The sequence below is a fragment of the Lipingzhangella halophila genome, assembly GCF_014203805.1.
GTDB classification, from domain to species: domain Bacteria; phylum Actinomycetota; class Actinomycetes; order Streptosporangiales; family Streptosporangiaceae; genus Lipingzhangella; species Lipingzhangella halophila.
The window spans coordinates 3,376,902-3,388,943 of sequence record NZ_JACHJT010000001.1 but is presented as its reverse complement, the minus strand read 5'-3'; the positions used below and the strand labels follow the sequence as shown (position 1 = coordinate 3,388,943).

At 69.1% G+C, this 12,042-nt stretch carries 12 protein-coding genes; 8 read left to right on the top strand and 4 right to left on the bottom strand.

Translation table 11 applies throughout. From position 1 onward, the window contains the following. Nucleotides 1-83: 83 nt before the first annotated feature. Both F4561_RS15685 and F4561_RS15680 read right to left on the bottom strand, forming a co-directional pair. The gene (locus F4561_RS15685; RefSeq protein ID WP_184579796.1) at nt 84-887 is read right to left on the bottom strand and encodes an ABC transporter permease; all 804 of its coding nucleotides are present in this window, start codon (nt 885-887) and stop codon (nt 84-86) included. Further along, nucleotides 884-1,825 carry an ABC transporter ATP-binding protein gene (locus F4561_RS15680; protein WP_184579794.1) on the bottom strand — a complete coding sequence of 314 codons (942 nt, stop codon included), beginning with the start codon at nt 1,823-1,825 and terminating at the stop codon, nt 884-886. The genes F4561_RS15685 and F4561_RS15680 overlap by 4 nt, the downstream gene beginning before the upstream one ends. Before the next feature lie 320 nt (nt 1,826-2,145). On the opposite strand from F4561_RS15680, the gene F4561_RS15675 reads away from it, so the two are divergent. The 8 genes from F4561_RS15675 to F4561_RS15640 are packed head-to-tail and all read left to right on the top strand — an operon-like array spanning nt 2,146 to nt 8,795. Next, complete coding sequence (locus F4561_RS15675; protein WP_184579792.1) at nt 2,146-2,931, top strand: helix-turn-helix transcriptional regulator; 786 nt, start codon at nt 2,146-2,148, stop codon at nt 2,929-2,931. Between the two features lie 19 nt (nt 2,932-2,950). Continuing rightward, entirely contained in the window at nt 2,951-4,363 is a 1,413-nt protein-coding gene (gene sufB / locus F4561_RS15670; protein ID WP_184579790.1) for a Fe-S cluster assembly protein SufB, read from the top strand. Nucleotides 4,364-4,365: 2 nt separating this feature from the next. Beyond that, the gene (gene sufD, locus F4561_RS15665; RefSeq protein ID WP_184579788.1) at nt 4,366-5,526 is read left to right on the top strand and encodes a Fe-S cluster assembly protein SufD; all 1,161 of its coding nucleotides are present in this window, start codon (nt 4,366-4,368) and stop codon (nt 5,524-5,526) included. After that, entirely contained in the window at nt 5,519-5,848 is a 330-nt protein-coding gene (locus F4561_RS15660) for a non-heme iron oxygenase ferredoxin subunit (RefSeq protein WP_184579786.1), read from the top strand. Before sufD ends, F4561_RS15660 begins: the two co-directional genes overlap by 8 nt. A gap of 13 nt (nt 5,849-5,861) precedes the next feature. Further along, nucleotides 5,862-6,623 (top strand): Fe-S cluster assembly ATPase SufC, encoded by a 762-nt coding sequence (gene sufC / locus F4561_RS15655; protein ID WP_184579784.1) that lies wholly within the window; start codon nt 5,862-5,864, stop codon nt 6,621-6,623. Nucleotides 6,624-6,625: 2 nt separating this feature from the next. Further along, nucleotides 6,626-7,927 carry a cysteine desulfurase gene (locus F4561_RS15650; protein WP_184579782.1) on the top strand — a complete coding sequence of 434 codons (1,302 nt, stop codon included), beginning with the start codon at nt 6,626-6,628 and terminating at the stop codon, nt 7,925-7,927. An 8-nt stretch (nt 7,928-7,935) separates the two neighbouring features. Continuing rightward, nucleotides 7,936-8,439, top strand: coding sequence for a Fe-S cluster assembly sulfur transfer protein SufU (gene sufU, locus F4561_RS15645; RefSeq protein ID WP_184579780.1), 504 nt, complete (start codon nt 7,936-7,938; stop codon nt 8,437-8,439). Further along, nucleotides 8,436-8,795 carry a metal-sulfur cluster assembly factor gene (locus F4561_RS15640; protein WP_184579778.1) on the top strand — a complete coding sequence of 120 codons (360 nt, stop codon included), beginning with the start codon at nt 8,436-8,438 and terminating at the stop codon, nt 8,793-8,795. Before sufU ends, F4561_RS15640 begins: the two co-directional genes overlap by 4 nt. A gap of 114 nt (nt 8,796-8,909) precedes the next feature. Here the strand turns inward: F4561_RS15640 and F4561_RS15635 are convergent, their stop codons facing one another. Both F4561_RS15635 and F4561_RS15630 read right to left on the bottom strand, forming a co-directional pair. Continuing rightward, complete coding sequence (locus F4561_RS15635; protein WP_184579776.1) at nt 8,910-11,108, bottom strand: hypothetical protein; 2,199 nt, start codon at nt 11,106-11,108, stop codon at nt 8,910-8,912. 437 nt (nt 11,109-11,545) lie between these two features. Next, entirely contained in the window at nt 11,546-11,986 is a 441-nt protein-coding gene (locus tag F4561_RS15630) for an SseB family protein (protein WP_184579774.1), read from the bottom strand. Nucleotides 11,987-12,042: the final 56 nt, after the last annotated feature.

The window sequence follows — 12,042 nt, the reverse complement described above, 5'->3', positions numbered from 1 at the left end:
TCGAAGGCCGCCCCCTTGCGGCACGCGTCGCGTACCGCCGATGTTCCAGCCCGGCGCCACCGCGGGAACGCGTAGGGAGGCGGTCACTCCCAGCGGAAGAGGCGGCTGGCGAGCGCCGCTCCGGCGGCGGTCCAGAGTGCGAGGACGAGCAGGGGCAGCAGCGGCGGCGCGGCGCCCTCGGCCAGAACGGCGCGCAGGCCGGACGCAAGGGCGGTGATGGGCAGCCCTTCCAGGGCCGGACGCAGGAACTCCGGGAACCGCTCCACGGGGAAGACCACGCCACCGAGGCCGAGCAGGACGACGTAGACGAGGTTGGCGGCGGCCAGGGTCGCCTCGGCGCGCAGCGTCCCGGCCATCAGGAGGGCCAGCGAGCTGAACGCGGCGGTGGCGAGCAGCACCAGCACGGCGGCGTAACCGACCCCGACCACTCCGGCGGTCGGTGCCCATCCCAGCCCGAACGCCACCGAGCAGATCACCACCACTTGCAGGGTCTGAACCGCCAGCACCGCGAGTGTCTTGGCCGCCAGCAGCCCGAAGCGGGATAGGGGGGTTGCGCCCAGCCGCTTGAGGACGCCGTAGCGCCGCTCGAACCCGGTGCTGATGGCCTGTCCGGTGAACGCGGTGGACATGACCGCCAGCGCGATGATCCCGGGGGTCAGAAAGTCCACCGGCGCCGCCGCGCCGAGGTCGAGCAGACCCGTGACGCTGAAGCCGACCAGCAGCAGGACCGGAATGACCATGGTGAGCAGCAGTTGCTCCCCGTTGCGCAGCAGGACCCGCAGTTCCATGGACGACTGCGCCAGGACCATCCGCCACAGGGGCGCCGCCCCGGGAGCGGGGGCGAACGTCGTGGCGGAGCGGGAGCGGTGGGTGCCGGGTTCGGTCATGAATCGCGTAGGTCCCTGCCTGTGAGTTCGAGGAACACGTCCTCCAGGGTGCGCCGCTGCACGCGCAGCTCCTCGGGAAGGACGCTGTTGGCCGCGCACCAGGTGGTCACGGTGGCCACGAACCCCGGGCCGAGTCCGCCGGGCGCGCCGGTGACGACGACGTACTGGGTGCGTCGCCCGCTGGGGTGCGCCGTGACCCCACTCGCGGGTGGCAGTGCGGCCAGCAGGCTCGCGGTGTCGAGCTCCGGTTCGGCGTAGAAGCGCAGTTCCTGCTGGGAGTCGGTGAGCTCGCTGGCGCTGCCGTCGGCGACGACCCGGCCGTCGTCGATGATCACCACGTGGTCGGCGAGCCGTTCGGCCTCCTCCATGTGGTGCGTCGTGAGCACCACGCCGACTCCGGCCGCGCGCAGTTGGGCCACGAGGTCCCAGGTGGCCATGCGTGCCTGCGGGTCGAGGCCGGCGGTCGGCTCGTCGAGGAAGACCAGCTCCGGCCGGCCGATCACGGCGGCGGCCAGTGAGAGCCGTTGCTGCTGGCCGCCGGAGAGCCGGCGGACCGGTGTCCGGCTCGTCGACGCGATGCCGAGGCGTTCCAGTAGGTCCTGGGCCGGGATGGGGTGGGCGTGGAACGAGGCCATGAGTCGCAGCCACTCGCCGGTGCGGGCGCCGGTGGGGGCGCCGCCGGACTGCAGCATCACACCGACCCGCGGCTTCAGCGCGGCAGCGTCGGAGGCGGGGTCGAGTCCCAGCACCCGGACCCGCCCGGAGTCGGCGCGCCGGAACCCTTCGCAGATCTCCACCGTGCTGGTCTTGCCGGCGCCGTTGGGGCCGAGGAGCGCGGTCACCGCGCCGCGCGGCGCACGGAACGCCAGGCCCGCTACGGCGGTGGTGTCGCCATAGCGTTTGACCAAGTCGGTTGCCTCGACGGCGGCGGTCTCCATGGTTTCCGAGTGTAGATCGGGCTTGTGGGATTCCCGCACGGGGTGGCGGATCGCGCGGGCGGATTACGCCATACGGCGCGTTCCGGGTCGGCGGGGGCCCAGAGAGCCACCGCGGACCCGCGCTCGTAGTGTGTCTTGTATTGTGAGACGCCGTCTCGCCATCCGGTCAACTGCGGGCGCGCGCGGGGCTCGCTCGGCCGCGCAGCGGTGCGCCCGACCCGCGAATCCCCTGTAAGGGAAGGCTTGCCTTGGTGATCCATGACATGTATCACCGTTTGCTTGAATGGATGGAATTAGGCCACACTGATGTTGTGAAAAACATGAGCCAGCAGCGAGCAGCAGGGGAGGCCCCGTCAGGGGCGGCCCAGGTGCCCGCGGGTCCCGAGCGCGGTGCCGAGAACGGTACCCGGGCGCGGGTCGCCAGGCTCATTCTGGAGCACGGTCCGATCACCGCGTCCACGCTGGGGGAGCGGCTCGGGCTGACGCCGGCGGCGATCCGCCGGCACCTTGACAACCTGACGCAGGAGGGCATGGTCGAGGCGCGCGACGCCCGCCCGCGTGGGCGGCGCGGCCGTGGGCGTCCCGCACGGGTCTTCACCATTACGGAGGCCGGGCGCGACGCTTTTGTCCACGGCTACGACGACCTCGCCTCCAGTGCCATGCGCTTCCTCGCGGAGAAGGCGGGCCCCGAGGCCGTCACCGAGTTCGCTCAGCGCCAGGTGGCCGACCTCGAACGCAGGTACCGCCCGCTCCTTGAGAAGGCCCGCCCGCAGCAACGGGTGCGGCTGCTCGCCGAGGCACTGTCCAGCGACGGCTACGCCGCCTCGGCAGGGGAGGCGCCGGCGCCCGGGGGTGGTGAGCAGCTCTGCCAGCACCACTGCCCGGTCGCGCACGTCGCCGCCGAGTTCCCCGAACTGTGCGAGGCCGAGGTCGAGGTGTTCGCGCGGCTGCTGGGCACCCCGGTGCGGCGGCTCGCCACCATCGCCCACGGCGACGGCGTGTGCACCACACACGTCACCCCCCGCGAAATCAACACCAGCAACGATGAGATGAGGACCGGCCCGAGCCCCGGCGACGGCGGTCGACACTATAAAGAGGACGTCTGAGTCCAGGAGGATCCGCGTAATGACGTCTATCGCGCACCCCGAGCTCGAAGGGCTCGGAACATACGAGTACGGCTGGGCCGACTCCGATGAGGCCGGCGCCTCGGCTCGCCGCGGCGTGAACGATGAAGTCGTTCGCGACATCTCCGGCAAGAAGGACGAGCCGGAGTGGATGCTGAAGCGGCGCCTCAAGGCGCTGAAGCTCTTCGACAAGAAGCCCGTCCCGGACTGGGGTGCCGACCTCTCCAAGATCGACTTCGAGAACATCAAGTACTTCGTGCGTTCCACCGAGGAGCAGGCCCAGTCTTGGGAGGACCTGCCCGAGGACATCAAGAACACCTACGACAGGCTGGGCATCCCCGAGGCGGAGAAGCAGCGCCTGGTCGCCGGTGTCGCCGCGCAGTACGAGTCCGAGGTCGTCTACCACCAGATCCGCGAGGACCTGGAGAAGCAGGGCGTCCTCTTCCTCGACACGGATACCGCGCTCAAGGAGCACCCCGAGATCTTCGAGGAGTACTTCGGCACGGTCATCCCGTCGGGCGACAACAAGTTCGCCGCGCTGAACACGGCGGTCTGGAGTGGCGGCTCGTTCATCTACGTGCCCAAGGGCGTCAACGTCGAGATCCCGCTGCAGGCCTATTTCCGGATCAACACCGAGAACATGGGCCAGTTCGAGCGGACCCTGATCATCGTCGACGAGGGCGCCTACGTCCACTACGTCGAGGGCTGCACCGCTCCGATCTACAAGACCGACTCGCTGCACTCCGCGGTCGTCGAGATCATCGTCAAGAAGAACGCGCGGTGCCGTTACACGACCATCCAGAACTGGTCGAACAACGTCTACAACCTGGTGACCAAGCGTGCCGTGGCCTACGAGGGCGCCACCATGGAGTGGATCGACGGCAACATCGGGTCCCAGGTGACCATGAAGTACCCGGCCGTCTACCTCATGGGTGAGCACGCCAAGGGCGAGACGCTGTCGGTCGCCTTCGCCGGCGAGGGCCAGCACCAGGACGCTGGTTCCAAGATGGTGCACTGCGCCCCGAACACGTCCTCGACCATCGTCTCCAAGTCGGTGGCCCGCGGCGGCGGTCGTGCCTCCTACCGGGGCCTGGTCCAGGTCCAGGAAGGCGCCGACCACGCCAAGTCCACGGTGAAGTGCGACGCGCTGCTCATCGACACCATGAGCCGCTCCGACACATACCCGTACAACGACATCCGCGAGGATGACGTCGAGATGGGCCACGAGGCCACGGTCTCCAAGGTCAGCGAGGACCAGCTCTTCTACCTGATGAGCCGGGGCCTCGACGAGGACGAGGCCATGGCGATGATCGTGCGCGGGTTCGTTGAGCCCATCGCGCGCGAGCTGCCCATGGAGTACGCGCTGGAACTGAACCGGCTCATCGAGCTGCAGATGGAAGGAGCGGTTGGTTAAGAATGACCAGCCCGAACATCGGAGTCAAGGAGCACTCCCACGGTGGGGATCTCCCGATCTCCCGACTCGACACACACGGCTCGTTCGACGTGGCCGCCTTCCCGGTGCCCACAGGGCGCGAGGAGGAATGGCGATTCACGCCGCTCCGCCGGCTGCGCGGACTGCATGACAGCGGCGGCGCCGGCGACGGCGCCGTCACTGTCGAGGCCCAGGCGCCCGAAGGCGTCTCGGTCGAGTCCGTTGGGCGCGACGACCCCCGGCTGGGTACGTCGTTCCTGCCCAACGACCGTGTCAGCGCGCTGGCCTACTCGGCGTTCAGCGAGGCCACCGTGGTCACGGTGGCCAAGGACACCGAGGTCTCCGAACCGGTCCACGTCAAGGTCACCGGGACCGAGGCGGGCGACGCCTACGGTCACATCGTGGTGCGCGCCGAGAGCCACTCGGCGGCGACAGTCGTCCTGGAGTACGGGGGCAGCGCCACCTACACCGACAACGTCGAGTTCATGGTCGAGGACGGCGCGCGGCTCACCGTGATCAGCCTGCAGGACTGGGAGCGCGACGCCGTCCAGGTGTCGCACCAGTACACCAGGGTCGGCCGGGACGCCAAGTTCACGAGCTTCATGATCACGCTGGGCGGCGACCTCGTGCGGATCTCGCCGAGCGTCCGCTACGCCGGGCGCGGGGGCGACGCCGAGCTGCACGGGCTCTACTTCAGCGGCGCGGGCCAGCACCACGAGCACCGCTCGCTGATCGACCACGACGCCTCCAACACCCGCAGCCGTGTCGAGTACAAGGGCGCGCTCAGCGGCGAGGACGCCCACGCGGTGTGGATCGGCGACGTCATCATCGGCGAGGGCACCCAGGGCACCGACTCCTACGAGTACAACCGAAACCTGGTGCTCACCGACGGCACGCGGGTCGACTCCGTCCCGAACCTGGAGATCTTCACCGGTGAGGTCGAGGGCGCTGGGCACGCGAGCGCCAGTGGCCGGCTCGACGACATCCACCTCTTCTACCTGCAGTCGCGCGGGATCCCGGCCGACGAGGCCCGCCGCCTGGTGATCCGCGGGTACTTCGCGGAGCTGATCGGGCGGATCGAGCTTCCGGACCTGCGCGAACGGATTATGGACGAGGTAGAGGAGAAGCTGGCCCTCCATGAGTAGTAGCGAGTTCGTCAAGGTCTGCGCGGTCAGCGACATTCCTGACGAGGGCGTGCTGGGCGTGGAGATCGACAACACGCCGGTTGCTCTGGCCCGCAGCGAGGGGGAGGTGTTCGCGGTCAGCGACATCTGCTCGCACGCCGAGGTGAACCTCTCCGAGGGGGAGGTCGAGGACGGCACCATCGAGTGCTGGCTGCACGGCTCCTGCTTCGACCTGCGGTCCGGAACACCGATCAACCCGCCGGCCACGGCGGCGATACCGACCTACGTTGTGAAGATCGACGGCGACGACGTCCTCGTCTCGCTGAACAACCCGAAATCCTGAGGCTGATAGGAATATGACCAAGTTCGAGATCCGCGGTCTGCGTGCCGACGTCCTGATTGGCGCCGAGGACCGCCAGGAGATCCTGAAGGGAGTCGACCTCACCATCGACTCCGGCGAGACCCACGCCATCATGGGCCCCAACGGCTCGGGCAAGTCCACGCTGGCCTACGCCATCGCCGGGCACCCCCGCTACCAGGTCACCGACGGCGAGGTCCTGCTCGACGGGGAGAACGTCCTGGAGATGAGCGTCGACGAGCGCGCCCGCGCCGGCCTGTTCCTCGCCATGCAGTACCCGGTCGAGGTGCCCGGCGTGTCGATGTCCAACTTCCTGCGCAGTTCCGTCACGGCGGTGCGCGGCGAGGCACCGAAGCTGCGTACCTTCTCCAAGGAGATGCAGGAGGCCATGAAGGGCCTCTCGATCGACCCCGCGTTCGCCTCGCGGGGCGTCAACGAGGGATTCTCCGGCGGTGAGAAGAAGCGCCACGAGATCCTGCAGCTCGGGCTGCTCAAGCCGAGTATCGCGGTCCTCGACGAGACCGACTCCGGCTTGGACGTCGACGCGTTGAAGGTCGTCTCCGAGGGCATCAACAAGGTGAAGACCGAGACCAACGTGGGCGTCCTGCTGATCACCCACTACAGCCGGATCCTGAACCATGTGAAGGCGGACTACGTGCACGTCTTCGCCGGCGGCCGGGTCGCCGAGTCCGGCGGTCCGGATCTGGCCGACGCGCTGGAGTCCGAAGGCTACGAACGGTTCGTGAAGGCAGGCGCTTAACTGTGACGGCACGTGAGCCCGGGTCGCTCGACGCGGAGAAGCTCCGGGACGACTTCGAGATCCTGTCCCGGACGGTTCGCGACGGGCGCCCCCTGGTCTATCTCGACTCCGGGGCGACCTCGCAGAAGCCGCGGCAGGTACTCGATGCCGAACGTGACTTCTACGAGCGGCACAACGCCGCGGTGCACCGCGGCGCGCACCAGCTCGCCGAGGAGGCCACCGACCACTACGAGGCCGCGCGGGCCACGATCGCGGCCTTCATCGGGGGGCAGTCCGACGAGGTGGTGTTCACCAAGAACGCCACCGAGGCGATCAACCTGGTCGCCTATGCCATGAGCAACTCGGCCACGGCGGGGGAGGCCTACTCCCGCTTCCGGATCGGGCCGGGCGACGAGATCGTCGTCACCGAGATGGAGCACCACGCCAACCTGGTGCCCTGGCAGGAGCTGTGCCGGCGCACCGGTGCGACCCTGCGCTGGTTCTCCGTGACCGAGCAGGGCCGCCTCGACCTGTCGAACCTGGACGACCTGGTCAACGAGCGGACCAAGATCGTCGCGCTCGCCCACCAGTCGAACGTGCTCGGCACGGTCAACCCGGTCCGGACGGTCGCGGACAGGGCGCACGAGCTCGGGGCGCTGGTGCTGCTCGACGCCGCGCAGTCGGTGCCGCACATCCCGGTGGACGTCGGTGAGCTCGGGGCCGACTTCCTGGTGTTCTCCGGGCACAAGATGCTCGGGCCCAACGGCATCGGTGTGCTGTGGGGCCGGTCGGAGCTGCTTGCGGCGATGCCGCCGTTCCTCACGGGCGGTTCCATGATCGGCACCGTGTACATCGACCACGCGACATGGGCCGATCCGCCGCAGCGGTTCGAGGCCGGTGTGCCGATGGCGCCGCAGGCGGTCGGGTTGGCGGCGGCGTGCGACTACCTGAACGCGGTCGGCATGGAGAACATCCGCGACCATGAGCGCGCGCTCACCGAGTACGCGCTCGAACGGCTCGGTGCGCTCGACGGCGTACGGCTCATTGGCCCGGCCGACGGCCAGGCCCGGGGGGGTACGTTCTCTTTCGTGGTCGACGACATCCACCCCCACGACGTCGGGCAGGTCCTGGACGACAAGGGGCTCGCGGTACGCGTGGGACACCACTGCGCGTGGCCGCTGCACCGCCGCTTCGAGGTGGTGGCCACCACGCGCGCCTCCCTGTACCTGTACAACACCTACGCCGATGTGGACGCGCTCGCCGAAGGAATCTTGGAGGCGCAGCGGTTCTTCGGCGCCGTTCCGGTGCGTGAGAAGGGGCTCTAGCTCTCACCATGCGATTGGACGCGATGTACCAGGAGATCATCCTGGACCACTACCGCAACCCGCACAACAAGGGTCTGCGGGATCCGCACGATGGCGAGGCGCACCACATCAACCCCACGTGCGGCGACGAGGTGACCCTGCGGGTCACGCTCACGCCGTCGGAGGGAGACGTGGTCGACGGCTCGGCCATGGTCAGCGACGTCTCCTACGACAGCATGGGCTGCTCGATCAGCCAGGCGAGCGCTTCGGTGCTGACCGACCTGCTGATCGGCAAGAGTGTTGACGAGGGGATGCGGGTGCTCGACGCGTTCACCGAGATGATGCACTCGAAGGGCGACGCGGAGCCCGACGAGGACGTCCTGGAGGACGCCGTGGCCTTCGTCGGTGTGTCGAAGTACCCTGCGCGTATCAAGTGCGCGCTGCTCGCCTGGATGGCGTGGAAGGACGCGACTGTGCAGTCAATGCGCAACGACTCCCGCGAAGGCGGAGATGTACCGGAGAGTGCCTCATGACGGAGAGTAACACCACTTCCAGCACCGCGACCGCGCCGGAACAGGGCCAGGACGCGCTTGCCGAGGAGATCGCCGAGGCGTTGAAGGACGTCATCGACCCTGAGCTCGGCGTGAACGTCGTCGACCTCGGCCTGCTCTACGGTGTCAACGTCGATGGTGGCGTGATCACCCTCGACATGACCCTCACGAGTGCCGCCTGCCCCCTGACCGACGTCATTGAGGACCAGGCCAACAGCGCGCTGGATGAGTTCGAGCGCGAGGTCAAGATCAACTGGGTCTGGATGCCGCCGTGGGGCCCCGACAAGATCACCGAGGACGGCCGCGACCAGCTTCGGATGCTCGGGTTCAACGTCTGACTCACCCTCGGACACGGCGCGGATCGGCGCGGAGGGGCACCAAGCGATAGCGGTGCCCCTCGTTGCGTGTAACGGCCCCTTGTGTATGGGCCTGCCGCGCGGGCGGCGCCGGAGTCAGTGCGGGACGGACAGACCGGGCCGGAGCTCACCTATCAGGTCCTCGTCTCCCCGCTGCGCGAGGAGCTCCATGAGCGTCTTCGGGTCGACCGGCCCGTCGCTGGTCTCCTCGCGGATCCGGTTGCTGATGATGCGCAGCGCCTCGTCGGTGGAAGCGGGGGCGGTGTAGCCGATGAGGTGCAGCGCCCTGCTTGTGGGGCCGTGGTCGGCGAGGTCCGCGGCCGGCAGCCGGCGGGCGTCGAGGCGGTCGTGTTCGACGGTGATGAACACCCGGTCGCCGGGCTGTGCTGAAAGCCGACGCAGCAGCGGGCGCAGCGAGTCGAACGCGGGCTGGTCGCGCCAGACCAGCACCAGCAGGTCCGCGCCGGGAGCTGTGAGGCACAGCAGCCGCCCCGGCTGCAGCCCGAGGTGGGTGGCATAGCCCGGGGGCACGGTGACCGGGGCCCCGTTGAGGTGATCGCTGGAGACGTCCACACGATGCCACCACCGGCCATCAGGGGCGCGGAAACACCGCGCTGACATGATCACACTGGGCATGGTGGCGCGCTCGACGGATTCGGTAGACGCTGGCTCGTGCTCGTGCTCGTGCGGTTCCTCGGCGTCCTCACTTGGCCGCCGCCGGATCGGCAGGCCGTTGGCGGTGGTTGCGGACGAGGACTCCGGGTGCACGTCGGCGTGCCCGCCGTAGGCCGGCACCTGCGCGGGCGTCTCCATCGGGGTTGAGGGGTCGACGAGGACGTGGCCGTCGCGGATGCTCACGCCCGGCGTGCTCAGCAACCACGCGCGCAGTGCCTGCTGCCGGATGCCGAGCCGGCCCAGCCGCGCCTCGGCATCGGTCAGCGACGGAGCATCGCCCAGCGACTCCCGGGTCTTCCAGCGCAACAGGTGCGGATCGTCGCTGACGAGCCAACCGTTGTGCAGCCGGCGTTCGGTGAACAGTGTTATGAGCACCCGCCACAACGGAGTGCCGAGCGAGGGCACCTCAACCGGATGGTCCTGGTGGGCATTGATGAGGTGGTCGATGGTGGCGGCGGTGCCGAGCCGCTCGGAGAGGTCGCGCAGGTGCTCGGTGACGGGCGCGCCCGCGGGGGAGCCGAGCCAGTTCAGGAGCCGCTCCTCGACGCTGCGCTGCGCGTTGCGGATCTCGCTGACGTCGACGCGCAGTTGGTCGGCCAGCACCCGGATGCTGACGGGATCGGTCGCGAACAGCCGTTCGGCGGCGACGGTGCGTTCGACCCCCTCCCAGCTTCGGAACAGCTCCTCCAGCAGCGCGACGAGGGGGTGCTCGCGCAGCTCCGGGGCCTCGTGCTCGGTCTCCTCCTGGCGCGTTTCCCTGGGCCGGCCGAACGACGGCCGGCGCAGTGTGCGGTCGGGCCCCATCAACGGGCTGCGCGAGCGCGAGGCCAGTCCGCCGGGCCGCGCGGGAGCCCGGCTGGAGACCGGGCCGGTGCCGGAGTCCGGGGCCGCGTCGGCCCTCGGTGCCTCCGCTTCGGTGTCGGGCTCCTGGTGCTGCCCCTCATCGCGCTGCGCCCGCAGTGCCCGCAAGGTCCGTATGGCGCGGGTGGCGGGAGTCTGCGGGGGCTCCGTGTCGGCGTCCGCGCTGGGGTCCGCTGCTTCGGTGTCGGTGCCACTGGCGCCGGTGGCCGAGGACAGGTAGGCGAGGGCGTTGTGCACATGCGCGGGTGCCGAATCCGGCAGCCAGTGCGCGATGGTGCGCACCGCCTCGATCACGAGGCCGGGAGACGGTAGGGGAGAACCCGAGGTGTCGCGCGTGAAGGGGTGCACGGCGCGCCACATGACGGTGCCGATGACGTCGATGTCGCCGCACTCGCTGGAGAACCCCCAGCTCCGCATGGCCGCGGGGGTGGCGGTGATCAGCCGTTCCCAGCTTCCGGCGGTGGCCAGGATGGCGCCGCGGACCGGTTCGGCCACCTCGTCCGGGTCCACCGGGATCTCCTGCAACGACGGCACGAACTCGGCGAGCCTGAGGTGCTCCCAATGATCGATCGCCAGCCGGGCCAGGGAGTGCGAGAGCCACGCGGCTCCCGCGATGTCGACAACCCGGGTAACGGGAAGCGAACGCCACCAGCCGTCGATGAGCCGGGAGTGGCGCAGAACCGGGGCGACGTCGCCGGGTCTGCTCCAGTACAGGGCGGGGACGAGGTCGGTGAGGCAGATCGGGGAGACGGCGTTCATCTGCTGGGGACCTCGACCTCCTGGGTGTGGCTCACGAACGGGACATGCGCTACGTGCGTTCGGTTCGCGTCCACCGCGGACGAGTAGTTACCCGGCTTAGACCGGGTACACCACCCGGAATGCCTGGGCGCGGCAGCGGAACGAGAACGCTGGCGGACGCCGGGCACTGGGGGAAGCACGCCGACATCACGACGACATTGCGGTGGGGCGCTTCGCAAGAGATGGTACGTCCGCAGCAGGCTCATGGATAGCCCCAGGTGGGGGAAAACGCACGCGCCCAATCGCAGGTCAGCCGGATCGATCCTGCTGAGTGCAGGGTGTTCGGCCGCCCTGCGGGGGGCGGGGATGTGACATAGATCACGCAATGAAAACGTATGCTGCCACTGTGCTCCCAGTGGGCGCGCGCGTCCCGCGACGCCGCGGACGTACCCCGTGCCCTACTCGCCGGCGAGAGCGCTGACGGTCTCGGGATAGATCGGCACACCCGTCGTGTTGCCCGGGTTCAGAGCCAGCCCGACACCTTCGGGCAGGATGCCCGCGAGCTCTCGGGTGGCGATGATCGTGTAGGGCAGCTCACCGCTGCGCACATTCAATTGCGACTCGGAGGTGAACGCCGGGATGAAAGTCGATCCTTCCAGGTCCAGGGTGGGCAGTGCCACGGAACCGTCATCCTGCTGCCCGGCGCCCTCCGGCAGGGGCACCCAGAGGTCGCCCTCGCGCAGCGCCGCGATGAAAATGCTGATGGCTTCGGTTCCGGCTTCCTCGTTCTCCTCGGCGGCGTCCTCGCGGGAACGAGCCAGTGCCGTGTCGAGCGCTTGCTCCACCTGGTTGGAGGGGAAGCTCACAGTGTCGTCGGCCGGCGTGTCGTCGGTGCTCATGGTTGCGGGTGTCAACTCCTCGGCGGAAGCGGGCCACCACGCCCGCGTCCGATCGG

Excerpts from the sequence above, each read along its gene's own strand:
- F4561_RS15685 (WP_184579796.1), bottom strand. The coding sequence starts at position 887 with ATGACCGAACCCGGCACCCACCGCTCCCGCTCCGCCACGACGTTCGCC.
- F4561_RS15680 (WP_184579794.1), bottom strand. The coding sequence starts at position 1,825 with ATGGAGACCGCCGCCGTCGAGGCAACCGACTTGGTCAAACGCTATGGC.
- F4561_RS15675 (WP_184579792.1), top strand. The coding sequence starts at position 2,146 with ATGAGCCAGCAGCGAGCAGCAGGGGAGGCCCCGTCAGGGGCGGCCCAG.
- sufB (WP_184579790.1), top strand. The coding sequence starts at position 2,951 with ATGACGTCTATCGCGCACCCCGAGCTCGAAGGGCTCGGAACATACGAG.
- sufD (WP_184579788.1), top strand. The coding sequence starts at position 4,366 with ATGACCAGCCCGAACATCGGAGTCAAGGAGCACTCCCACGGTGGGGAT.
- F4561_RS15660 (WP_184579786.1), top strand. The coding sequence starts at position 5,519 with ATGAGTAGTAGCGAGTTCGTCAAGGTCTGCGCGGTCAGCGACATTCCT.
- sufC (WP_184579784.1), top strand. The coding sequence starts at position 5,862 with ATGACCAAGTTCGAGATCCGCGGTCTGCGTGCCGACGTCCTGATTGGC.
- sufU (WP_184579780.1), top strand. The coding sequence starts at position 7,936 with ATGCGATTGGACGCGATGTACCAGGAGATCATCCTGGACCACTACCGC.
- F4561_RS15640 (WP_184579778.1), top strand. The coding sequence starts at position 8,436 with ATGACGGAGAGTAACACCACTTCCAGCACCGCGACCGCGCCGGAACAG.
- F4561_RS15635 (WP_184579776.1), bottom strand. The coding sequence starts at position 11,108 with ATGAACGCCGTCTCCCCGATCTGCCTCACCGACCTCGTCCCCGCCCTG.
- F4561_RS15630 (WP_184579774.1), bottom strand. The coding sequence starts at position 11,986 with ATGAGCACCGACGACACGCCGGCCGACGACACTGTGAGCTTCCCCTCC.